Annotated in this window: 15 protein-coding genes; 10 read left to right on the forward strand and 5 right to left on the reverse strand. The window is 70.2% G+C overall.

The annotated features are described in order from the left end of the window. Positions 1 to 72: 72 nt before the first annotated feature. Both DMC18_RS13650 and DMC18_RS13655 read right to left on the reverse strand, forming a co-directional pair. Positions 73 to 1,404, reverse strand: a complete 1,332-nt coding sequence (locus DMC18_RS13650; protein WP_110118591.1) for an oligogalacturonate lyase family protein — start codon at positions 1,402 to 1,404, stop codon at positions 73 to 75. Further along, positions 1,401 to 3,365, reverse strand: coding sequence for a rhamnogalacturonan lyase (locus DMC18_RS13655; RefSeq protein WP_110118592.1), 1,965 nt, complete (start codon positions 3,363 to 3,365; stop codon positions 1,401 to 1,403). Before DMC18_RS13655 ends, DMC18_RS13650 begins: the two co-directional genes overlap by 4 nt. Positions 3,366 to 3,713: 348 nt before the next feature. On the opposite strand from DMC18_RS13655, the gene cysT reads away from it, so the two are divergent. From cysT to DMC18_RS13670, 3 genes are read left to right on the forward strand one after another with little or no spacing between them, the layout of a single operon-like run. After that, positions 3,714 to 4,583, forward strand: coding sequence for a sulfate ABC transporter permease subunit CysT (cysT, locus tag DMC18_RS13660; RefSeq protein ID WP_110118593.1), 870 nt, complete (start codon positions 3,714 to 3,716; stop codon positions 4,581 to 4,583). Continuing rightward, positions 4,583 to 5,425: a sulfate ABC transporter permease subunit CysW gene (gene cysW, locus DMC18_RS13665; protein WP_110118594.1), complete on the forward strand. Its 843-nt coding sequence runs from the start codon at positions 4,583 to 4,585 to the stop codon at positions 5,423 to 5,425. Before cysT ends, cysW begins: the two co-directional genes overlap by 1 nt. Before the next feature lie 12 nt (positions 5,426 to 5,437). Continuing rightward, the gene (locus DMC18_RS13670) at positions 5,438 to 6,457 is read left to right on the forward strand and encodes a sulfate/molybdate ABC transporter ATP-binding protein (protein ID WP_110118595.1); all 1,020 of its coding nucleotides are present in this window, start codon (positions 5,438 to 5,440) and stop codon (positions 6,455 to 6,457) included. Positions 6,458 to 6,586: 129 nt separating this feature from the next. Here the strand turns inward: DMC18_RS13670 and DMC18_RS13675 are convergent, their stop codons facing one another. The 3 genes from DMC18_RS13675 to DMC18_RS13685 are packed head-to-tail and all read right to left on the reverse strand — an operon-like array spanning position 6,587 to position 10,095. After that, positions 6,587 to 7,573, reverse strand: a complete 987-nt coding sequence (locus DMC18_RS13675; RefSeq protein ID WP_110133014.1) for a transglutaminase family protein — start codon at positions 7,571 to 7,573, stop codon at positions 6,587 to 6,589. A gap of 4 nt (positions 7,574 to 7,577) precedes the next feature. Next, positions 7,578 to 8,519 carry an alpha-E domain-containing protein gene (locus tag DMC18_RS13680; RefSeq protein WP_110122103.1) on the reverse strand — a complete coding sequence of 314 codons (942 nt, stop codon included), beginning with the start codon at positions 8,517 to 8,519 and terminating at the stop codon, positions 7,578 to 7,580. A 34-nt stretch (positions 8,520 to 8,553) separates the two neighbouring features. Then, positions 8,554 to 10,095, reverse strand: a complete 1,542-nt coding sequence (locus tag DMC18_RS13685; RefSeq protein ID WP_110122104.1) for a circularly permuted type 2 ATP-grasp protein — start codon at positions 10,093 to 10,095, stop codon at positions 8,554 to 8,556. A gap of 297 nt (positions 10,096 to 10,392) precedes the next feature. On the opposite strand from DMC18_RS13685, the gene DMC18_RS13690 reads away from it, so the two are divergent. The 7 genes from DMC18_RS13690 (at position 10,393) to DMC18_RS13720 (ending at position 21,954) form a co-directional block, all read left to right on the forward strand. After that, positions 10,393 to 12,138: an autotransporter assembly complex family protein gene (locus DMC18_RS13690; protein ID WP_110122117.1), complete on the forward strand. Its 1,746-nt coding sequence runs from the start codon at positions 10,393 to 10,395 to the stop codon at positions 12,136 to 12,138. Beyond that, positions 12,135 to 16,307: a translocation/assembly module TamB domain-containing protein gene (locus tag DMC18_RS13695; protein ID WP_110122105.1), complete on the forward strand. Its 4,173-nt coding sequence runs from the start codon at positions 12,135 to 12,137 to the stop codon at positions 16,305 to 16,307. Before DMC18_RS13690 ends, DMC18_RS13695 begins: the two co-directional genes overlap by 4 nt. 100 nt (positions 16,308 to 16,407) lie before the next feature. After that, complete coding sequence (locus DMC18_RS13700) at positions 16,408 to 17,667, forward strand: hydrolase (protein ID WP_110122106.1); 1,260 nt, start codon at positions 16,408 to 16,410, stop codon at positions 17,665 to 17,667. Then, positions 17,668 to 18,672 (forward strand): arginine N-succinyltransferase, encoded by a 1,005-nt coding sequence (locus DMC18_RS13705; RefSeq protein ID WP_110122107.1) that lies wholly within the window; start codon positions 17,668 to 17,670, stop codon positions 18,670 to 18,672. It begins immediately after the preceding gene. Further along, a complete protein-coding gene (astD, locus tag DMC18_RS13710; protein WP_110122108.1) occupies positions 18,669 to 20,117 on the forward strand; it encodes a succinylglutamate-semialdehyde dehydrogenase in 1,449 nt (482 codons plus the stop codon). Before DMC18_RS13705 ends, astD begins: the two co-directional genes overlap by 4 nt. Then, the gene (locus DMC18_RS13715; RefSeq protein WP_110122109.1) at positions 20,114 to 21,451 is read left to right on the forward strand and encodes an N-succinylarginine dihydrolase; all 1,338 of its coding nucleotides are present in this window, start codon (positions 20,114 to 20,116) and stop codon (positions 21,449 to 21,451) included. Before astD ends, DMC18_RS13715 begins: the two co-directional genes overlap by 4 nt. Continuing rightward, on the forward strand, positions 21,448 to 21,954 hold the full coding sequence (locus DMC18_RS13720) for a GNAT family N-acetyltransferase (RefSeq protein ID WP_110122110.1): 507 nt from the start codon (positions 21,448 to 21,450) through the stop codon (positions 21,952 to 21,954). The genes DMC18_RS13715 and DMC18_RS13720 overlap by 4 nt, the downstream gene beginning before the upstream one ends. Positions 21,955 to 21,982 lie beyond the last annotated feature (28 nt).

The following is a 21,982-nucleotide window of genomic DNA, read 5'->3' on the forward strand; positions in this document are numbered from 1 at the left end:
TCGAGCGCCGTGCGTTTCAGAAAAAGCCTGGGCCCCCGCTTTCGCGGGGGTTTTACGGATTTTGGAATGGCCTCACTGGGCGGAGGCGGGTTTCGCCAGCTCCACCGCATAGACCTGCTGGCCGCCATGCATGTTGGAGCGGAACACCAGCCATTTGCCGTCGGGCGTGAAGTTGACGTTCGGCTCCAGGCGGTAGTCGTGGCCGCTCATGTTGACCAGGCGCTCGGCGTCGATGACGCCCGGGCGGATCAGGTGCTCGGAGTCGGGGGCGTGGATGCCGGCGACGTCCGGGATGCCCCGCGGATGCATCAGGTACAGCCACTTTCCGTCCGGCGCGTGGGCGACCATCTCGGCGTCGCCGCCGTCGCCGGCGAACAGCTTGCCGTCGGGGCTGGAATTGAAGTGCACCGACCAGGCGTTGCGCTCGACGTGGTACCAGGTGCGCTTGCCGGTGGCGATCTCGTAGCCGGCCACCCAGAAGTCCTCGCCGCGCGGGGTCTGCAGGTCGTACCAGACGGTCTTGCCGTCGGCGCTGAACCATTCGTGCCCGGCGATCTCCATGTTCATGGTGCGGGTGTGGATCTTCACCGGCTTGGCGTTCGCCTCGTCGGTGCGCAGCAGCCACAGGCGGTCGACCTTGTGCCAGGGACCCTCGTGGCAGAACATCAAGAGGTTCGGGTCGGTCGGCGAGAACTGCAGGTGGTTCAGCCAGTCGGTGGCTGCGTGCACCACGCGCTTCTGGCCGGTGCGCAGGTCGATGACGAACATCTCCATCGGGATCTTCGAATCGAGCCGCTCGTTCAGCCGCACCTCCTTGGCCTCGGCGAAGGGCAGGGGCTTGCCGTCCGGACCGTTGGCGGCGTAGGCGGCCTGGTCATAGCGGTTGTCGCGCTTGAGCACGCCGTCGGGGCGGGTCTCGATCTTGGGATCGCTCACCACCACCCCGCCCAGCAGGGTCTCGTCGGCGTTGATCGTCTGGATGTCGCCGCGGTCGAACGTGGCGACGATCCGGACCTTTTTGCTGTCGATATCGACGGCCTTGACCACGCGGGTCTCGCCCTCGGTGACGATGAAATAGGCCGAGCGCGTCTTGCGGCCGACGAACAGGAACTTGCCGTTCTCCTCGACCAGCGGCGCCAGCTTGCGGGTGGCCAGGTCGACCGTGCTGAGGCCCTTGGGCGTGGAGATCACCAGCTTGTCGCCCTGGGGCGTGTAGCCGTTGAAGTTGAAGTAAAGGCTGCTCGAACCCGGCTCGTCCGACAGGCGCACGACGCGGTGGCCGGTGTCCTTGTCGATCCACTCGCGCGGCGGCTCGGCGGCCGGCGTTTGGGCCAGCGCGGAGGGGGCGAAGGCGGGCAGGGCGATGGCGAAGGCGGTCGCCAGGCCGATCAGGGCGTTCTTCACGGCTTCACCTTCACGATGGCGATGTCCGGACGTTCCGGGTTCTTCATGCCGTTACCCAGGAAGAAGCTGGTATGCGGCGGCTGGTTGTAGGCGGTGTTCTGCCAGGCGATCCCGGCGCGATAGACCGGATCGTGCATCAGGGTCACCAGGCGGCGGTCGGTCGGATAGGGCGTGACGTAGATCCGCAGGAAGGTGTTGTCTTCCGAACGCAGGATCAGCTCCTCGCGCCAGTCGCCCAGGATGTCGGCCGACAGGGTCGGGGTGGCCTTGGTGCCGTTGTTCGACAGCATGCCTTCGGCGGTGAACAGCACCTTGGCCTGGCCCGTGGTCCAGTCCCACTTGGAGATCTGGTTCTTGTCGAGCAGCTCGCGCAGTTCGTCGCCGTCCCACCAGATGCCGAAATTGGTCTGGCGCGGATGCTTCACGCCTTCGATCGGCTTGCCCTTCACGGTGTAGAGCACGTCGGAATTGCTGGCCCAGGCCTCGGCGCCGGGGAAGCGCGGATCGATGTCGAAGGCCACGCCTCGGCCGGTGTCGCTCTGCGTCGGCGTGGTCCAAAGCACTTCGCCGGTCCTGGCGTCGACCATGGCCGAGCCGACGCCGCCGTTCATCTTCGGGCTCTCGTTGACGCCGAAGCGCTCCAGGCCCGGACGGGTCGGGTCCAGATCGCCCAGGTGCAGGGTGTCGCCGTGATAGAGCTTGGCGGTCCACAGCGGCTTGCCGTCGTCGTCGATCGCCATCGAGCCGTAGACGACCTCGTCGCGGCCGTCGCCGTCGACGTCGGCCACCGCCAGCTGGTGGTTGCCCTGGCCGCCGAAGCCTTCCGGCACGCCGGGGGCGGCGCTGTCGAACACCCAGCGCTGGACGATCTTGCCGTCGCGGAAGTCCCAGGCGCTGACCGTGGTGCGGGCGTAGTAGCCGCGGCCCATGACGATGCTGGGCCGCTGGCCGTCGAGATAGGCGGTGCCGGCCAGGAAGCGGTCGGAGCGGTTGGCGTAGCCGTCGCCCCAGAGCTTGGTCATCTGCTCGGCGGTCGGCTGGTCGGTGGTCGGGTCGCGCGGGGCGGCGAAGCGGACCGAATCGAGCGCCGCGCCCGTGCGGCCGTCGAACACGGTCAGGAACTCGGGACCCTTGAGGATACGTCCGGTGAGCTTGGCCACCTTGGTGCCGTCGGGCTTGATCTCGGCGCCGGTCTTGTCGTTGGTCGGCCGCTCTTCCGGGCCTTCGCGCCAGTCGGCGTTCGGGTCGCCCAGCACCTTGCCGGTCCCGTCCACCGTGCCGTCGGAGGTGCGCACGGCGATCTCGGCCCGGCCGTCGCCGTCATAGTCGAAGACCTGGAACTGGGTGTAGTGCGCGCCGGCGCGGATGTTGCGGCCCAGGTCGATGCGCCACAGGCGCTTGCCGTCCAGGGTGTAGGCGTCCAGCAGCACCGGGCCGGTGTAGCCGGCGAAGGCGTTGTCCTTGGAGTTGGTCGGATCCCACTTGAGGACGATCTCGTAGCGGCCGTCGCCGTCCAGGTCGCCGACGCTGGCGTCATTGGCGGTGTACTCGTAGGCCTGGCCGTCCGGGGTGACGCCGCCGGGCGGCTTCTGCAGCGGGATGGTCAGGAAGCCGTCCTTCAGGGCGGCGGTCTCGCCGGCCAGGGCGACTTCCTTGCCCTTGATCACGGTCTTGAGGCTGTAATGCGAGCCGGCGACGCCGGTCTTGTCGACGAAGTTGGTGGCGAAGGCGAGCGGTTTGGCGTTCAGCTTCTTGCCGTCGCGATAGAGGTTGAAGGCCAGGCCCAGGGCGTCGTCGCCGCTGAGCCGCCAGGACACCAGCACGCCGCCGTCGATGGCGGGGGCGGCGACCAGGCCCCGGTCGAGGCGTTCGGCCTGGCGGGGCGCGGCGAGGGCGGGAAGCGCCAGCAGCGAGGCGGCGGCGGACGCCAGCATGGCGGCCCTGCGGAAGCGACGAGGCATGATTTCCCCCCAAAGGGATCTTGAACTTTGTTGCGGCGATCTTCGCACGACGGCCAAAAGGCGCAACACATTTCCCATAAATTGCGTTACGGCTTCACATTGTGGAACTTGTCTGGTGACGGTTGAGCGGCCCACCGATTTCGCTTCTCGGTTTCGAGGCGCGGGGGCAGGGTGACGGCGAGACAGATTTTCTGCGGGGTTCGCCCGCTAAATCTCAATTGACCCCACAGAGGTGGTGGGGATTTAAGCGGTCCAGCTTGACGCCGCGCCGGCGCCGGGAGGATGGCTGGCGCATTCTTATCTTCCAAGGCCTTCGGCCGCAGACGGATCCAGGACGACGATCAGACGATGACCGCCGATTCCCCCGCCGCGCAACGCCCCGTCGCGGCGCGCCGTCCCTTGTTCCGCCGTCGTTCGGCCATTCCCGGTTTCGGCCTGACCCTGGGCGTGACCCTGTCGGTCCTGTCGCTGATCGTGCTGATTCCGCTGTCGGCCGTGGCCCTGAAGGCCGCCGAGCTGTCGCCGAGCGAGTTCCTGGCCGCCGCCTTTTCGCAGCGGGCGCTCGCCGCCTATCGCCTGACCTTCGGCGCGGCCCTGGTCGCGGCCGTCGTCAACGGCGTGTTCGGCGTGCTGACCGCCTGGGCGATGGTTCGCTACGAGTTTCCCGGCAAGACCGTGCTCAACGCCCTGGTCGACCTGCCGTTCGCCCTGCCGACCGCCGTGGCCGGCATCGCCCTGGCCACCCTCTACGCCCCCAACGGCTGGGTCGGGCAGTTCCTGACGCCGCTGGGCATCAAGGCCGCCTACAACCCGATCGGCGTGACCATCGCCCTGGTGTTCATCGGCCTGCCGTTCGTGGTCCGCACCATCGAGCCGGTGATGCGCGACCTGTCGGCCGACGTCGAGGAAGCCGCCGCCAGCCTGGGCGCCGGGCGCCTGGCCACGATCTGGCGGGTGATCCTGCCGGCCCTCGGTCCCGCCTGGCTGACCGGCTTCGCCATGGCCTTCGCCCGCGGGGTCGGCGAGTACGGCTCGGTGATCTTCATCGCCGGCAACATGCCCTACAAGTCCGAGATCGCGCCGCTGCTGATCATCATCCAGCTGGAGCAGTTCCAGTACGCCCAGGCCGCGACCATCGCCGTGGTCATGCTGGTGGTCTCGTTCCTGATGCTGCTGGTGATCAACGCCATCCAGGCCTACTCGCGGAGGTTCGTCTGATGGCCCGCGCCCGTCACCCCACCGAGGATCCGACCTGGGTCAAGGCGCTGGTCCTGGCCGTCGTCGCGGCCTTCCTGGCGCTGGTCCTGATCCTGCCGCTGGCCGCCGTCTTCGCCGAGGCCCTGCGCAAGGGCCTGGCCGTGGCCATCGACGCCATCGCCCACGCGGACGCCCTGGCGGCGGTCAAGCTGACCCTGATCACGGCGGCGATCACCGTGCCGTTCAACGTGGTCTTCGGCCTCTGCGCCGCCTGGGCCGTGGCCAAGCACGACTTCCCGGGCAAGGCGTTCCTGATCACCCTGATCGACCTGCCGTTCTCGGTGTCGCCGGTCGTGGCCGGCCTGATCTACGTGCTGGTGTTCGGCCTGCAGGGGTGGTTTGGCGAATGGCTGCTGGACCACGACATGAAAGTGATCTTCGCGGTGCCGGGCATCGTGCTGGCCACGATCTTCGTGACCTTCCCGTTCGTCGCCCGCGAGCTGATCCCGCTGATGCAGGAACAGGGCGTCAGCGAGGAGGAGGCCGCCATCTCGATGGGCGCCTCGGGCCTCTACACCTTCTGGCGGATCACCACGCCCAATGTGCGCTGGGGCCTGCTCTACGGCGTGCTGCTGTGCAACGCCCGCGCCATGGGCGAGTTCGGCGCCGTGTCGGTGGTCAGCGGCCACATCCGCGGCCTGACCAACACCATGCCGCTGCACGTCGAGATCCTCTACAACGAGTACGATTTCGTGGGGGCCTTCGCGGTCGCCGCGCTGCTCTGCCTGCTGGCCATCGTCACCCTCGTGCTCAAGACCGCCCTCGAAGTCGCCCAACCGGCCGTGCGCCGGGGCGGCCACTAACGGAACGCCGCCATGACCATCTCCATCCGTTCCGTCCAGAAGCAGTTCGGCCGCTACCCGGCGCTGAACAATGTCGACCTCGAGATCGCCGACGGCGAACTGCTGGCGCTGCTGGGGCCGTCGGGCTCGGGCAAGACCACGCTGCTGCGCGCCATCGCCGGCCTGGAATTCCCCGACAGCGGCCAGGTGCTGTTCCACGACAACGACGTGACCTACGCCTCGGCCGCCGCGCGCCGGGTGGGCTTCGTCTTCCAGCAGTATGCGCTGTTCAAGCACATGACCGTGGCCAAGAACATCGCGTTCGGCCTCGATGTGCGCAAGGGCAAGGACAAGCCGCCAAAGGCCGAGATCGCCCGACGCGTCGACGAGCTGCTGAAGCTGGTCGAGCTGGACGGCCTGGGCGGCCGCTATCCCTCGCAGCTGTCGGGCGGGCAGCGCCAGCGCGTGGCCCTGTCGCGCGCCCTGGCCGTGCAGCCCAGCGTGCTGCTGCTGGACGAGCCGTTCGGCGCCCTCGATGCGACGGTCCGCAAGTCGCTGCGCAAGGAACTGCGCCGCGTGCACGACGCCACCGGCGTCACCACCATCTTCGTCACCCACGACCAGGAAGAAGCCCTGGAACTGGCCGACCGCGTCGCCATCCTCAACAAGGGCAAGATCGAGCAGATCGGCACCCCGCGCGAGGTGCACGACAATCCGGTCTCGGCCTTCGTCTGCGGCTTCGTCGGCGAATCCAGCCGCTTCACGGGTAAGGTCGAGGGCGGACGCTTCGTCGCCGGCGGCCTGACCCTGCCGGCGCCCGGCCTCGCCGACGGCGCGGCCGAGGCCTTCGTCCGTCCGCATGATTTCGTGCTGGCCGACGACGGCGTCGAGGCCAAGGTCGAGCGGGTCAATGTCCAGGGCGCCTTGGTGCGCGTCGACGCGGTGCTGACCGGCGGCGCCCGCATCGAGATCGCCGCCTCGCGCGCCGACGCCGACCGCTTCGTCGGCACGGTGAAGGTCGCAGCCGCCAAGAGCCACGTCTACGCGGCTTAAGTCACCAGATCCTCCCCCTCTGGGGGAGCTGTCGCGAACGACTGAGGGGGGAGGGCGCTTGAGGTCGCGCTGACCCCCTCCGGCCCTCCGGGCCACCTCCCCCAGAGGGGGAGGATCTAGGCCTGCTTACTACTGCTGCTGTTGTTGTTGCTGCTGACGCTGCTGGTCCTGATGGACCGCGGCGGCGTCGCCGCGGCGGCGGCCGCCGAAGGCGGCGGGTTTGGCCAGGCGCAGGAACTCCGGCTCGGCCAGGGCCGCGCGGGCCCGGCGCACGGTGACGCCCACCGCCAGATGGCTCTCGGCGTCGCCCTTGTAGACCCCGCGCGAGGGGGTGACGTCGGCATAGTCACGGCCGACGGCCACGGCCACGTGACGCTCGCCCGTCAGGCAGTTGTTGGTCGGATCGAACCCCACCCAGCGCAGGCTGGGCAGGAACACCTCGATCCAGGCGTGGGTGGCGTCGGGATCGGAGCGATCGCCGGCGTCGCGGTCGGTGAACAGATAGCCCGAGACGTAGCGCGCGGGCAGGCCCCAGCTGCGGCAGATGGCCAGCATGATGTGGGCGAAGTCCTGGCAGACGCCGCTGCCGGCCTCCAGGGCCAGGTCGATCGGGCTGTCGGCGTCGGTGACGCCCGGCTGGTAGCCGAACGACTGGTAGAGGGTCTCGTTCAGCCGCTTCAGGGCCGTCAGGGGGTCCTGCCGGCGCAGGTCTTCCAGGTCGTGCTTGGCGATGAACGCCAGCAGCGCCTCGGTCGTCTGCACGAAGCCGTGCGGGCGCAGGAAGTCGAAGCATTCGCCGCGCACGAACTCGCTGCGCAGGCGGTCCCACTCGCCGGTGTCGAGCTTGTCGGGCAGGTCGGCGGCGCGTTCGGTCTCCACCGCCGAGCGGGCGATGATGGTCAGGCGGTCGTGCGGCTGGGGCACGTCGAAGTGATAGACCGCGTTGCCGAAGCTGTCGGCGTAGGAGAACAGCTGGCCGGCCGGATCGATGTCCAGCTCAAAGCTGACCAGCCGCTGGCGCGCGCCCTTCTGGGGCTGCATCCACAGCTCCATCAGGCTTTCGCGGACCGGCCGCTCGTAGTGGTACTGGGTGACGTGGCGGATTTCGAGCAGCATGGGATCAGGCCGGCAGTCGCAGTTCGAGGGGATAGGAGACGAAGGTTTCGTAGATGGCTTCGTGGATGCGGGCGCACTCGTTGACCACGGCGGTCAGCAGAGAGCCGGCCCCGCCGGCCTCGAGCTCGTCGACGTCGGCGAACTGCAGGCGGGCCTTCAGCTTGCCGGCCAGGCGCTCGGGCGCCGCGCGGCCGGCGGCCTCGACGTGGCGGGCCAGGGTGGCCAGGTGCTCCTCGATGCGCGAGGTGGCGAACCGGATCGAGCGCGGGAAGTCCTCGTCGAAGACCAGGAACTCCAGGATGTGCCGGGGCTCGATCTCGGCGGTGTAGACCCGCAGGTACGGCTCCAGGGCGCAGGCCATGCGCAGCAGGCTGACCAGCGCCAAGTGGTCGTTGATCTCGCGGCCGGGGGCGGGGGCGAAGCACACCTCCAGCAGGCTGGAGACCAGCTGCGCCCGCTCCAGGTACATGCCCAGCATCATGAACCGCCAGCTTTCGCCGTGGCTCATGGTGGCGTCGGCCGCGCCCTTGAACAGGTGCACGTCGGCGATGACGTCGTGCAGGAAGGCCACCGAGTTGTCGGCGAACTCGGCCTCGGCGTTGGGGTCGGTGACCCGCAGGTAGAGGACGTTCAGCCGCTCCCAGGTCTCGGTAGTGATCTGGTCGCGCACCTGGCGGGCGTTCTCGCGGGCCATGGTCAGGGACGAGACCACCGAATTGGGGTCCGAGCGGTCGAGCACCAGGGCCAGGGCGGCGTCGTAGGGCGAGACCTTGCCGGTCTCGCTGTCGCCGACGGCCGAGAGGGCGATCCACACCGCCTGGACGCCGGAATCGGTCTGGTCGAGCGTGGCGTTCAGCATCACGCTGGACAGCCGCGACAGGTGTTCGGCGCGCTCGATATAGCGGCCCAGCCAGTAGAGGCTGTCGGCGACCCGAGCGAGCATCATGCGAGCGACCTCTTAAACTTCGGGAGAGCGAGCATCATTGGCCGTTCCCCTTGTGACCGTTGGAGTGGCCGTTGCCGTTTCCGTTGGAATGGCCGTTCTCCTCGGCCAGCACCCAGGTGTCCTTGGAACCGCCGCCCTGGCTGGAATTAACCACCAGCGAGCCGCGCTTCAGCGCCACGCGGGTGAGGGCGCCGGGGGTCACGATCGTCTTCTCGCCCGACAGGATGAAGGGCCGCAGATCGACGTGGCGTGGTTCGATGCGGCCGTCCACGAGGCACGGCGCGGTCGACAGCTGGATGGTCGGCTGGGCGATGTAGTTGCCGGGGTCGGCCTTCAGCGCTTCGGCGAACTCGGCGCGCTCCTGGGCGCTGGCGTGCGGCCCCACCAGCATGCCGTAGCCGCCCGAGGCGCCCACGGCCTTGACCACCAGCTTGTCGAGATTGGCCAGCACGTGGCTGAGCTGGCTCTTCTCACGACAGAGATAGGTCTCGATGTTGGGCAGGATCGGGTCTTCGCCGAGGTAGTAGCGGATGATGTCCGGCACGAAGGCGTAGACGGCCTTGTCGTCGGCCACGCCCGTGCCAGGGGCGTTGCAGATCACCACGTTGCCGGCGCGATAGGCGTTGAACAGGCCCGCCGCGCCCAGCGACGAATCCCGACGGAAGGTGAGGGGGTCGATGAAGTCGTCGTCGACCCGGCGATAGATCACGTCCACCCGGCGCAGGCCGGTGGTGGTGCGCATGTAGACCATGTTGTCGTGCACCACGAGGTCGCGGCCCTCGACCAGCGGCACGCCCATCAGGCGGGCCAGGTAGGCGTGCTCGTAATAGGCGCTGTTGTAGACGCCGGGCGTCAGCACCACGACCTGGGGATCGGACCGCCAGTCGGCGCTCATGCTCTTCAGCGTGGCCAGCAGCAGGTCGGGATAGCGCTCGACCGGGCGAACGCCGGCCTCGCGGTAGGTGCCCGGGAAGGTGCGCTTGGCCGCGTCGCGGTTGGCCAGCATGTAGGAGACGCCCGAGGGGACGCGCAGATTGTCCTCCAGCACGGCGAACTGGCCGTCCTGGCCGCGGATCAGGTCGCTGCCGCAGACATTGGCGTACGACTTGTGCGGCACGTAGAGGTTCTGCATCTCGCGCCGGTACGAGGGCGCGCCCAGCACCAGGTCGCGGGGCACCACCCCGTCCATCAGGATCTTCTGCTCGCCGTAGATGTCGGCGAGGAACATGTTCAGCGCCAGCAGGCGCTGGGTCAGGCCCGACTCGATCTTGGCCCATTCGGCCGCCGGGATGATTCGCGGAAAGAGATCGGTGGGGATGATCCGCTCGGTCGCGCTGCCCGCGCCGTAGACGGTGAAGGTGATGCCCTGCAGCAGGAACGAGCGCTCGAGGGTCTTCTGGCGATCGGCCAGGGCCGAGGCGCCCAGGGTCGCCATCCGCGACTGCAGCGGGGCGTAGTGGCCGCGCACCTCGCCGCCCGGAGCGAACATTTCGTCGTACGCCACGCCGGGCAGATAGGCCGCCCCCGTCATCGGCAGGTTGGGGGCTTCGTCCAGGCTCTGTATTTTCGCCGCCACGCCTGTATCCACCTTGGTTGTCCGTCTCTTGGACCCGCGCCGAAGCGGCGCTGGTCGATGGAAACCTAGAACGCCTCGAAAAGGTTCGCGGCGGATTTCGCGCTCCGCCGCGCCAATGCGCACGACTGCTCATCATTTGGGCGCCAATTGCCGGGCCTGAGAAGGCGCCATCGTTCGCCCTCGCAGCATTTCGCGGCGTGACAGGCGTGAAGCGCCCGACTACACGAGGCCTGGGGGCGCTCCGCGCGGGGACGAAGCTTGGTGCGTAAGACGACAGTCCTGGGCCTGGCCGCCATCATGGCGGCCTTCGCGGCCCAGGCGCATGCGGACGAACCATCGGCGACCATTACGGGCGTCGAGGATCGCGCCCTGCGCGAGGCGATCCAGCGCGCCTTGACCGAATCCGATGCTCCCCCAGGAAGCCGCTCCGAAGCCCGCCGCCGCGCCCGCGACGCCGCCGACGACGCCGTGGCCGTGCTGCGGGCAGAGGGCTACTACGCCTATGTCGTCGAGCCCGACGTCACCGAGGGGGATCCTCCCCGAGGGGTGGTCAAGGTCACGCCCGGGCCGCTGTTCGTCTTCGCCGATCCCCGCATCGACTGGTCGGGCGAGCCGCCGGACGAGGGCGTGCGCGAGCGCGCCTTCTCGGTGCTGGGCCTGACCGAGGGCTCGGCCGGCCGCGCCGCCGAGGTGCTCGGGGCCGAGGGCCGAGCCGTCGCCCAGGTCCAGAAGCTGGGCTACGCCGACGCCATGGCCGATCCGCGCAAGGTGATCGTCGACCACGCCGACCACACCGTGCGCCCGACCTTCGTCATCGCGTCTGGCGAGCTGGTGAAGGTCGACGGCGTCGAGCTTTCGACCAAGGGCCGCACCAACATCGTCTGGCTGCGTCGCCTCGCGCCCTGGAAGGAGGGCGACGTCTACGATCCCGAGGACGTCGCCGAGCTGGAGCGCCGGCTGCGCGACACCGGCGTCTACGACACGGTCTCGGTGGCCCTGGCCCCCAAGGACAAGGCGCTGGAGAACGGCTTGCGGCCGATCCAGGTGACCCTGGCCGACCGCGCCTCGCGCACGCTGGAACTCGGCGCCGGCTATTCGACCAGCGAAGGCCCCGGCGTCGACGTCAAATGGATCCGCTACAACCGCTTGCGCCGGGCCGACACCACGACCATCACCACCCAGGTGGCCAAGCTGGAAAAGAGCCTGGAGGGCTCGGTGGCTCTGCCGCACTGGGGCCGGCCGCAGCAGACCCTGAAGCTGACCAGCAAGGTGTTCGGCGAGACGACCGACGCCTATGACGAAACCGGCGCCACCATCAGCGCCGACCTGACGCGCCGGCTGCAGGCCACGCGCTACCAGACCTACGGCGTGTCGTTCGATCTTTCGCAGACCACGGAACTGACCTCGGCCAACGGCGGCACGGTGGGCCAGCGGCTGAATCTGGCGACTTTCACCACCCTGGCCGCCTACGCCTGGGATCACTCGGACAACATCCTCGATCCCAAGCAGGGGTGGCGGATCGAGGCCCGGGCCGAGCCGACGGCGATCACCGGCGACACCAGTCTGGTCTACATCCGCACCCAGGCCCAGGGCGCGGCCTACATCCCGTTCGGCGAGAACGCCAAGACGGTGCTGGCCGGCCGGCTGAAGCTGGGCGCCATGCTGGGCGGCACCATGCCCGAAGTGCCGGCCTCGCGGCGCTTCTATTCCGGCGGCGGCGGCTCGGTGCGCGGCTATTCCTACCAGGCCATCGGCCCGCGCCTGTCGGACAACACCCCGCAAGGCGGCCTGTCGCTGTTCGAGGCCTCCCTCGAAGTCCGCCACCGATTCACCGAGCGTTGGGGCGGGGTGTTCTTCCTCGACGCCGGCGCCGTGGGCGTCGAGCCCACGCCCAGCGCCGACGACTTCAGCGCCGGCGTCGGCTTCGGCGTGCGCTACGACCTGGGCTTTGGCCCCATCCGCGCCGACTTCGCCGTGCCGCTCGAAAAGCGCAAGGGCGACCCGGCTTTCCAGATCTATCTCAGCATCGGGCAGAGCTTTTGACCGACGCCGCACCGCCGCCAGAGCCTGTCGAACAGGTCGCCGAAGCCGCGGTCAAGGTCGCGCGCCGCATCGGCGGGCCCGGCTGGCTGATCATCGTCTCGGTGACCCTGGTGGCGATCGTCGCCCTGTTTCTGGGCGTGGTGCGCTACGGCGTGATCACGCCGCAAGGGCGCGCCTTCCTCGAAGCCCGCACCAGCGGCCTCAAGCTTGGCCGCATCGGCACGCTGAAGATCGAGGGCCTGTCGGGTGACATCTGGCGTGACTTCGGCGTGCGCCGGCTGACCATCTCCGACGAGAAGGGCGTCTGGCTGGAGGGCGCCGACCTGCACGTGGTCTGGCGGCCGCGCGAGCTGTGGTGGCGCCGCTTCCATGCCGACAGCATCGAGGCCCGCCAGGTGACGCTGGTGCGCCGCCCGACGCTAGGTCCCAAGGGTAAGTCCAGCGCCGCGCCGGTCTCGGTCGATCTCGACGCCTTCAGGCTGCGCCTGGTCTCGCGGCCGGCGTTCAGCAACGTGGCGGGCGACTTCGACGTCTCCGGGGCGTTCGAGATGGCGCGGGCCGGCGGCCAGGCCGGGCGGTTGTCGGCCGCCAGCCGGCTGCATCCGGGCGATCACCTCGACCTCGTCTTCGACCTGGGCCGTGACCAGACCCTGCTGCTGACCGCCACGGGGCGCGAGGCCAAGGGCGGCGCCCTGGCCGGCAGCCTCGGTTTGCCCGCCGACCGTCCGTTCCTGCTCGACGCCAAGGCCAACGGCACCACCCAGGCCGGCGCCTTCACCGTGCGCGCCCAGACTGGAGACACCGTTCCCCTGCGGGCCGGCGGCGCGTGGACGGCTCAGGGCGGTTCGGCCAGCGGTCATGTCGATCTTTCGGTCTCCAGCCACACCGACCTCTACGAGCGGATGTTCGGCGCGGCGGTGGACGTCGATCTCGTCGGCCGCAGGGCCGGGGCCTCGACCGATCTGTCCCTGAAGCTGCGCGCGCCGAACCTGACCCTCGACGCCAAGGGCCTGGCCGACCTCAGCCAGCGCCGCACCGCGCCCGAAGGGGTGACCTTCTCGGCCTCGGTCAAGGATCTCTCCAAGATCACCCCGATCCCCAAGATGGGCGCGGCCAAGGCGCAGGGCGTCTTCAAGCTGGGCGACGGCGGCTTCTCGGTCGAGGGGCCTGCCGACGTCGCCAATCTGGAACTGCTCGGCTACCGCCTGGCGCGGGCCCGCGGCCCGGCCTTCGTCGGGTGGAAGAAGGGCGAACTGACCATCCGCGCCTCGGCCACCACCGAGGGCGGGGCGGGCGAGGGCCTGCTGGCGCCGCTGGGGCGCTCGCCCAAGGCCGAGTTCGAGGGCGCACGGCTGAAGGACGGCCGTTTCCTGATCAAGCACGCCAAGATCGTCGCCCCCAACATCGTCGTCGACGGCAAGGGCGAGCGCGGCCTGCTCGGCGGGCTGTCGTTCGACGGCTCGGCCAAGGTCGCCTCCCTGGCCCCGATCCGTCCGGGCATGAAGGGCGCGGCCGACATCAAGTGGTCGGCCAGCCAGGCCCGCAACAAGCCCTGGAACTTCACCGCCGACGCCAAGGGCGCCGGCTTCGCCACGGGTCTTTCCGAACTCGACCGCCTGCTCGGCGCCGCGCCCAAGCTCAGCGCCCGCGCGGCCTGGGACAACGGCAAGCTGTCGGTCGCCGACGCCAAGCTCGACGGCGCCTCGGCCCGCGCCAAGGCCTCGGGGGTCATGACGCCCGGCAACAACCTGGCCTTCAAGCTCGACTGGTCGGCCGAAGGGCCGTTCGGCGCCGGGCCGGTGGAGATCAGCGGCAAGGCCTCGGGCGACGGCGCGATCACCGGGACCCTGACCGCGCCTCGCGCCGACCTCAAGGCCGCCTTCGACAGCATCGACCTGCCGCGCCTGCCGCTGAAGGACGCCAAGTTGGCCCTGACCTTCGCCAAGCTGCCCGACGGCGGCGACGGAACGGCGTCCCTGCAGGCCACCAGCCAGTACGGACCGGCGCGCGGCAAGACCGCCTTCCGGTTCGCGCCGGGCGGGCTGGAGCTTTCCGATCTCGACATCGACGCCGGCGGCCTCAAGGCCGTGGGCGGCGCCAGCTTGCGCGACGGCCGTCCCGCGACCGCCGACCTGACCGTGGCCGTCGGCCCCGGCGCCTTCCTGGCCCAGGGCTCGGTCAAGGGCGCTGTCAAGCTGGTCGACGCGCCCGGCGGGCCGAACGCCACGCTGGATCTCGTCGCCCAGGACGTCGCCGGCGGCGCCTGGAAGCTGCGCACCGCCACTATCAAGGCCAACGGCCCGATGAGCCGCCTGCCGCTGACCCTCGACGCCCGCGGCGAGGCGCCGGCCGGCCGCTGGAACCTGGCCGGGACCGGCGTGCTGGCCCAGCAGGCCGACGACTATCTGCTGACCCTCGACGCCAAGGGCCGCATGGCCCGGACCGAGATCTCGACCCGCGAGTCCGCCCAGATCCGCTTCGGCGGTGCGCGCACCACCAGCAGCCTGCGCCTGAACCTCGGCGACGGCCGCGCCGACCTTGATCTCGATATCGGCGGCGAGCTGGCCAATCTGCGCGCCGACCTGGTGGGCGTCAGCCTGACAGCGCTCAATCCCGATCTGGCCGGCCGCATCGACGCCCGGGTTTCGATGCGGGGCCAGGGCGAGGCGCTGGACGGCGAGCTCGACGCCAACCTGTCGGGCGCTCGCGAGCGCGGGGCCAAGGAGAACCAGTCGCTGGACGCCACGATCCATGGCGACCTGCGCGACCGGGTGATGACCATCAAGGCCAGCGGCTCCAACCCCCAGGGCCTCAAGGCCGAGGCCGACCTGACCCTGCCGACCGAGGCCTCGGCCAAGCCGTTCCGCCTGGCCATCGACCGCCGCCGCGCGGTGCAGGGCCGGTTCCTGGCCCAGGGCGAGATCAAGCCGCTGTGGGACCTGCTGATCGGTCCCGAGCGCGGCCTGTCGGGGAAGATCGACGCCGAGGGCTCGCTGGCCGGCACCTTGGCCGACCCGCGCCTGATCGGTCGCGCCGCCCTGACCGGCGGCAAGTTCGAGGACGGCCAGACGGGCCTGCGCCTGCAGGACGTCGCCATCACCCTGGCCCTGGCCGACAACGCCATCGACGTCAGCCAGGCCCAGGGCGCGGACGGCCGGGGCGGCACGGTGTCGGGCGCGGGCCGGATCAGCCTGGCGCGCGACGGCGTCGGCAGCTTCCGCCTCGACATGAAGAACTTCCAGGTCATCGACAACGAGTTGGCGAAAGCGTCCGCCACCGGCCAGACGACGATCAACCGCGACTCCGCCGGCAAGGTGAAGCTGACCGGGGCCCTGACCATCGATCGCGCCGACGTCTCGGCCCAGTCCAAGACCCCGGCCGGCGTCGTCTCGATGGACGTCATCGAGCGCAACCGTCCGCAGGACCTGGTCCAGGGCGTCGAGGTCCGCCAGCGGCGGGCCGATTCCGGCATGGCGCTGGACGTCACCCTGAAGGCGCCGCGGCGGATCTTCGTGAAGGGCAGGGGGCTGGACGTCGAACTGTCGCTCGACGCCCATGTCGGCGGCACCACGGCCAGCCCTAGCCTCGATGGCGTGGCCCGCGTGGTGCGCGGCGAGTACGACTTCGCCGGCAAGCGCTTCGAGTTCGACGACGACGGCGTCGTGCGCCTGGCCACCCAGCTGGAACGCATCCGGCTGGACCTGACCGCCACCCGCGAGGACGACGCCCTGACCGCCGTCATCAAGATCTCGGGCACGGCCGCCAAGCCGGAGATCACCCTGACCTCGACGCCGGAACTGCCGCAGGACGAGGTGCTGTCGCAGGTGCTGTTCGGATCGTCGGCCGCCCAGCTGTCGCCGATCGAGGCGGCCCAGCTGGCCTCGGCCCTGGCGTCGCTGGCCGGCGGCGGCGGCTTCGACGTCATCGGCAACCTGCGCAGCTTCGCCCGCCTCGACCGCCTGGCCTTCGCCGAGGGCACGACGGGCATGACCGTGTCGGGCGGCAAGTACGTCACCGACGACGTCTATGTGGAGATCATCGGCGGCGGCCGCGAAGGGCCGGCGGCGCAGGTCGAATGGCGGATCCGCCGGGCGCTGTCGCTGGTCTCGCGCCTGGGCGGCGACGGCGACGCCAAGCTTTCGGTGAAATGGCGAAAGAACTATCGGTAGAGCAAGGCTGTTGCGCGGGCCTGCGGTTTCCTCGCCAAAGGAAACAACGTTTTGCCCGCGGCCCTTGGACTAGGCTCTGGTCAAGGGAGACAGCGAATCCATGCGGATCGACGACGAAGATCGGGCTGTCCTGGGGAGTTTGGCGGCCGACGGCCCGCGGATCATCGACCGGGCCGTGGCCTGGTGCGCCATCAACTCGGGCAGCCGTCACATCGCGGGCCTGGAGCGGCAGCGGCAGGTTCTTGCCGAAGCCTTCTCGGCGCTGCCCGCCGCCCCGACCGAGATCCCGCTGACCGCCTCGCCCGAGATCGCCGCGGACGGCCGCGAGGTCGCGCAACTCCATCCCCCCGCCATCGCCGTCGTCGTGCGTCCCGAGGCGCCGGTGCAGGTCGTGCTGACCGGCCACTACGACACCGTCTATCCCGAGACCTCGGCCTTCCAGACCGTTTCGACCCGTCCCGACGGCGCGCTGCACGGGCCAGGGATCGCCGACATGAAGGGCGGGATCTCGGTGATGCTGGCGGCGCTGGAGGCCTTTGAGCGCCATCCCAACGCAGCCAATCTCGGCTACCGCGTGCTGCTGTCGCCGGACGAGGAGATCGGCTCGATCGCCTCGGCCCCGGTGCTGGCCGACTTCGCGCGGCTGGGCCATGTGGGCCTGACCTACGAGCCGGCCCTGGCCGACGGGGCGCTGGCCAGCGTGCGCAAGGGATCGGGCAATTTCCATGTCGTGGTCCACGGCCGCGCCGCCCATGCCGGCCGCGACTTCGCCTCGGGCCGCAACGCGGTGATGGAGGCCGCGCGCCTGGCTCAGGCCCTGCACGCCCTCAACGGCCGCCGCGAGGGCGTCACCCTGAACATCGCCAAGATCGACGGCGGCTCGCCGCTGAACATGGTGCCCGACATCGCCGTGCTGCGTTTCAATGTCCGCTTCCCCTCGGCCGCCGACGCCGCCTGGCTGGAGGGCGAGATCGCCGACATTGTCGCCTCCACTTCGGCCGACGGCTTGCACGCCCATCTGCACGGCCGCATCACCCGCGGCGCCAAGCCGTTCAACGCCGCCCAGGAGCGGCTGTTCGGCGCCGTGAAAGAGGTCGGCGCGCTGCTGGGCCAGGACATCGCCTGGAAACCGTCCGGAGGCGTCTGCGAAGGCAACAACCTCTTCGCCTCGGGCCTGCCCAACATCGATAGCCTGGGCGTGCGCGGCGGCGACATCCACAGCGAGGCCGAGCACGCCTGGCCCGCCAGCTTCGTCGAGCGCGCCCAGCTTTCGGCCCTCACCCTGATCAAGCTCGCGAGCGGCGATATCGACGCCCACGCGATCCGCGCGGCCATGGCCGCCGTACCGGAGACCCTCTGAATGCTCGTCGTCCGTCCCGCCGGTTCGGCGGATTTCGACTCCCTGATGGAGCTGGCCGTGCTGTCGGGGCGGGGCTTCACCAGCCTGCCCGAGGACGAGCCGACCCTGCGCGAACGCCTGGCCCTGTCCGAGGCCAGTTTCCAGGCTGGGGTCGCGCCGCCCGAGGCCTGGTACACCCTGATGCTGGAGGACCTGGAGAGCGGCGTCATCGACGGCGTCGCAGGCGTCAAGGCCAGCGTCGGCCTCAAGCGGCCGTTCTTCTCGTTCCGGGTCGTGACCCTGGCCCAGTCGTCGCCGGTGCTGGAGATGCGCTTCGACCACAAGGCCCTGGTGCTGGTGAACGAATGCGCCGGCTGGTCGGAGGTCGGTTCGCTGTTCCTGCGGCCCGAGAAGCGCAAGGGCGGGGCCGGGCGGCTGCTGGCCCAGTCGCGCTACATGCTGATCGGCATCGAGCCGCAGCGCTTCGCCGAGATGGTGCTGGCCGAGCTGCGCGGCTGGTTCGACGAGGACGGCTCGTGCCCGTTCTGGGAGCACGCGGCCAGCAAGTTCTTCCGGCTGGACTTCGACCAGGCCGACCTGATGAGCGCCTCGACCAACGGCCAGTTCATCCTCGACCTGGCGCCCCGTCACCCGATCTATACCGAGCTGCTGGCCCCGGCCGCGCGCGACGTGATCGGCAAGGTGCACCGCGACGGCGAGGCCGCCCGGGCCATGCTGGAACGCGAGGGTTTCCGCTACCAGGGCCTCGTGGACCTGTTCGACGCCGGTCCGACGGTGGCCGCGCCGCGTGACGACATCCGCACGGTGCGCGACGCCCGCCGCCTGCGGGTGAAGATCGGCGAGGATGCGTTCGGCGAGGAGGCCCTGATCTCGACCACCGACGTCGCCCGCTTCCGGGCAGTGCGGGCGGCCGTGCTGATCGACGGCGAGGCGGCGATCCTGGATCGCGAGGCGGCTGATGCTCTTGGCGTTGGCGAAGGCGATCATGTGCGGGTGAAGGCATGAGCGGCGTGTTTATCGACGGGATCTGGAAGAGCGGGCAGGGACCGGAAGCGGTCTCCACCGACCCCGCGACCGGCGAGGTGGTCTGGCGCGCGGCGACGGCCTCGTCGGCCGACGTCGAGGCGGCCGTCGCTGCGGCCCGCAAGGCCTTCCATCCCTGGGCCGACCTGCCGCGCGAGGAGCGGATCGCCATCCTGCGGCGCTACAAGGAGGTGCTCGTCGAGCGGACCGCGGCCTACGCCGAGGCCCTGAGCCGCGAGACCGGCAAGGCGCTGTGGGAGACCAAGGCCGAGATCGGCTCCATGGCCGGCAAGGTCGACGCCTCGATCAAGGCCTATGACGAGCGCACGGGCGTGGCGGAAAACGCCATGCCCTTCGGCCGGGCCGTGCTGCGCCACCGCCCGCATGGCGTGATGGCGGTGCTGGGGCCGTTCAACTTCCCGGGCCATCTGCCCAACGGCCACATCGTGCCGGCCCTGCTGGCCGGCGACACCGTGGTCTTCAAGCCCTCCGAAGAGACACCCCTGGCCGGCCAGTTGCTGGTCGAGGCGCTGGAGGCGGCCGGCTTGCCCGCCGGCGTCCTCAATCTGGTGCAGGGCGGGCGCGAGGTCGGCCAGGCCCTGATCGACCAGGAGATCGACGGCCTGCTGTTCACCGGCTCGGCCCAGGCGGGGACCTTCTTCCGCCGCCACTTCGCCGATCGGCCCGACGTGATCCTGGCCCTGGAGCTGGGCGGCAACAATCCGCTGGTGGCCTGGCAGGCCGGCGATCCGACCGCCGTCGCGGCCCTGGTGGCGCAGTCGGCCTTCATCACCACCGGCCAGCGCTGTTCCTGCGCCCGCCGACTGATCATTCCGGACGGTTCGGAGGGAGAGGCGATCATCGAGGCCGTGCTGGCCCTGGTTCCAAAGCTGTCGATCGGTCCCTGGAACGGCGAGGAGCCGTTCATGGGCCCCCTGATCTCCGAACGCGCCGCCGGCCACGCCCTGGCCGCCGCCGGCCGCATAGAAGGCAATCGCCTGCTGGAGCCCGGCCGCGTCGAAGGCCTCTCGGGCGCCTTCGTGTCGCCGGGCCTGATCGACGTCACGGGCGTCGATGTGCCCGACGACGAGATCTTCGCGCCGATCCTGCAGGTGCGCCGCGTGGCTTCGTTCGACGAGGCGCTCGTCGCCGCCAACGCCACCCGCTACGGCCTGTCGGCGGGTCTCGTGACCGAGAACCCGGCCCTTTGGGACCGCTTCCTGGCGCGGATCCGGGCCGGGGTCGTCAACCTCAACCGCCCGACCACTGGGGCTGCCGGAACCATGCCGTTCGGCGGCCTGGGGGCCTCGGGCAACCATCGGCCCAGCGCCTATTACGCCGCCGACTACTGCGCCTATCCGGTGGCCAGTTTCGAGGCCGGGGCGGTGCTCGACACCACGGCCGACATCAAGGGCCTGCGCCCGTGACCGCTTTCGAGGCCAATTGCGACGGCCTCGTGGGGCCGACCCACTCCTATGTCGGCCTGTCGCCCGGCAACATCGCCAGCCAGGTCAACGCCGGCCAGGTGTCCGACCCACGCGCGGCGGTGCTGGAAGGGCTGTCGAAGATGCGGCGGCTGGCCGACTGGGGCGTGCCGCAATTCGTGCTGCCGCCGCACGAGCGGCCGGACGTCGGTTTCCTGAAGGCGATCGGGTTCACGGGCTCCGACGCCGCCGTCATCGAGAGCGCCTGGAAGACCGCCCCGGCCCTGGCCGCCGCCGCCTGCTCGGCCTCGCCGATGTGGGCCGCCAACGCCGCCACGGTGACGCCCAGCGCCGATGCGGGCGACGGCCGCGCGCACTTCACGCCCGCCAACCTGCTGACCAATCTGCACCGCAGCCTGGAAGGGCCGCAGACCGCCCGGTCGTTACGCCGGCTGTTCCCGGACGCGGCCCGCTTCGCCGTCCACGACCCGCTGCCGGGCCAGCCGCACTTCGCCGACGAGGGCGCGGCCAATCACGTGCGGCTCTGCGCCGACCACGGGGCGAGCGGCGTCAACCTGTTCGTCTGGGGCCGCGAGGCCTGGGAGCACTGGAGCGGCGCCTATCCGGCCCGCCAAACCCGCGAGGCGTTCGAGGCGATCCAGCGCCGCCACGCCGCCGCCCGCGCCGTCTTCCCTCGCCAGGGCCGCCGCGCCATCGCCGGCGGGGCCTTCCACAACGACGTGGTCTGCGTCGGCACCCGCGAGACCCTGTTCTACCACGAGACCGCCTTCGAGGATCGCGCCGCCATGGAGGGCGAAGTGCGCCGCGCCGCCGAGGGCCTGTTCGAGCCGGTGTTCATCGAGGTCTCCGAGGCCGACCTGCCGATCGAGGATCTGGTGAAGAGCTATCTCTTCAACTCCCAGCTTCTGGTCCTGCCCGGCGAGGACCGCCTGGTGCTGCTGGCCCCCGGCGAGACGCGTGACAATCCCCGCGCCCGCGCGGTGGCCGAGGGGCTGGTCGCCTCCAACGGTCCGATCGGCCGGGTGGAATACGCCGACGTCCGCCAGAGCATGCGCAACGGCGGCGGCCCGGCCTGCCTGCGGCTGCGCGTGGTGCTGACCGAAGGCGAACTGGCCGCCGCCAACCCCGCCCAGCGCTTCGACGCGGTCCTGCATGAGCGCCTGGCCGACTGGGGCGCGCGCCGCTACCGCGACCGTCTGGCGCCGGCCGACCTCGCCGACCCATCTCTCCTCGTCGAAAGCCGCGAGGCCCTGGACGAGCTGACCGGGATCCTCGACCTTGGCGGCGGCTTCTATCCTTTCCAGAGGGACGGATGAGCTTCTCGATCCGCCCGACCCGCGCTTACGACGCGATCCCGGTCGCCGCCGTCCATCGCGCCACGGCCGCCATGCCGGGAGGCATTGCGCGCCAGCCGGAGGAGATCACCGACGCCTATATCGACCGGATCCTGCACGAGGCCCTGGCCGACGGCGTGGGCCTGGTGGCGGTGGACGAAGGCGGCGTCGTCATCGGCGAGATCCACGCCGTCCGCATACCGGTGAAGCTGTTCTCGCACGTGCTGTCGGACCTGACCGTGGCGGTGCATCCCGACTGGCGGGGCAGGGGCGTCGGCTCGGCCCTGTTCCAGGCGCTGTTCGCCGCGGCGCGGGCGATGGAGCCGCCGATCGTGCGCGTAGAACTGGGAACCGGCGCCGGAAACGCGGGCGCGATCCGGCTTTACGAGCGGCTGGGGTTTCGGGTGGAGGGGCGGCTGGAGAAGCGCGGACGGTTCCCGGACGGGACGTTCGAGGACGACATCGCGATGGGGCTCATTCTCTGATCCCTCTCCCCTTGCGGGAGAGGGTGGC

This window comes from Caulobacter sp. D5 (genome assembly GCF_003185805.1).
Classification (GTDB): Bacteria; Pseudomonadota; Alphaproteobacteria; order Caulobacterales; family Caulobacteraceae; genus Caulobacter.

What these genes read in the sequence shown, in the direction of transcription:
- DMC18_RS13705 (WP_110122107.1), top strand. Translation starts at nt 17,668, where the DNA reads ATGCTCGTCGTCCGTCCCGCCGGTTCGGCGGATTTCGACTCCCTGATG.
- DMC18_RS13675 (WP_110133014.1), bottom strand. Translation starts at nt 7,573, where the DNA reads ATGCTGCTCGAAATCCGCCACGTCACCCAGTACCACTACGAGCGGCCG.
- DMC18_RS13700 (WP_110122106.1), top strand. Translation starts at nt 16,408, where the DNA reads ATGCGGATCGACGACGAAGATCGGGCTGTCCTGGGGAGTTTGGCGGCC.
- DMC18_RS13690 (WP_110122117.1), top strand. Translation starts at nt 10,393, where the DNA reads ATGGCGGCCTTCGCGGCCCAGGCGCATGCGGACGAACCATCGGCGACC.
- cysW (WP_110118594.1), top strand. Translation starts at nt 4,583, where the DNA reads ATGGCCCGCGCCCGTCACCCCACCGAGGATCCGACCTGGGTCAAGGCG.
- DMC18_RS13680 (WP_110122103.1), bottom strand. Translation starts at nt 8,519, where the DNA reads ATGATGCTCGCTCGGGTCGCCGACAGCCTCTACTGGCTGGGCCGCTAT.
- DMC18_RS13670 (WP_110118595.1), top strand. Translation starts at nt 5,438, where the DNA reads ATGACCATCTCCATCCGTTCCGTCCAGAAGCAGTTCGGCCGCTACCCG.
- DMC18_RS13720 (WP_110122110.1), top strand. Translation starts at nt 21,448, where the DNA reads ATGAGCTTCTCGATCCGCCCGACCCGCGCTTACGACGCGATCCCGGTC.
- astD (WP_110122108.1), top strand. Translation starts at nt 18,669, where the DNA reads ATGAGCGGCGTGTTTATCGACGGGATCTGGAAGAGCGGGCAGGGACCG.
- DMC18_RS13655 (WP_110118592.1), bottom strand. Translation starts at nt 3,365, where the DNA reads ATGCCTCGTCGCTTCCGCAGGGCCGCCATGCTGGCGTCCGCCGCCGCC.
- cysT (WP_110118593.1), top strand. Translation starts at nt 3,714, where the DNA reads ATGACCGCCGATTCCCCCGCCGCGCAACGCCCCGTCGCGGCGCGCCGT.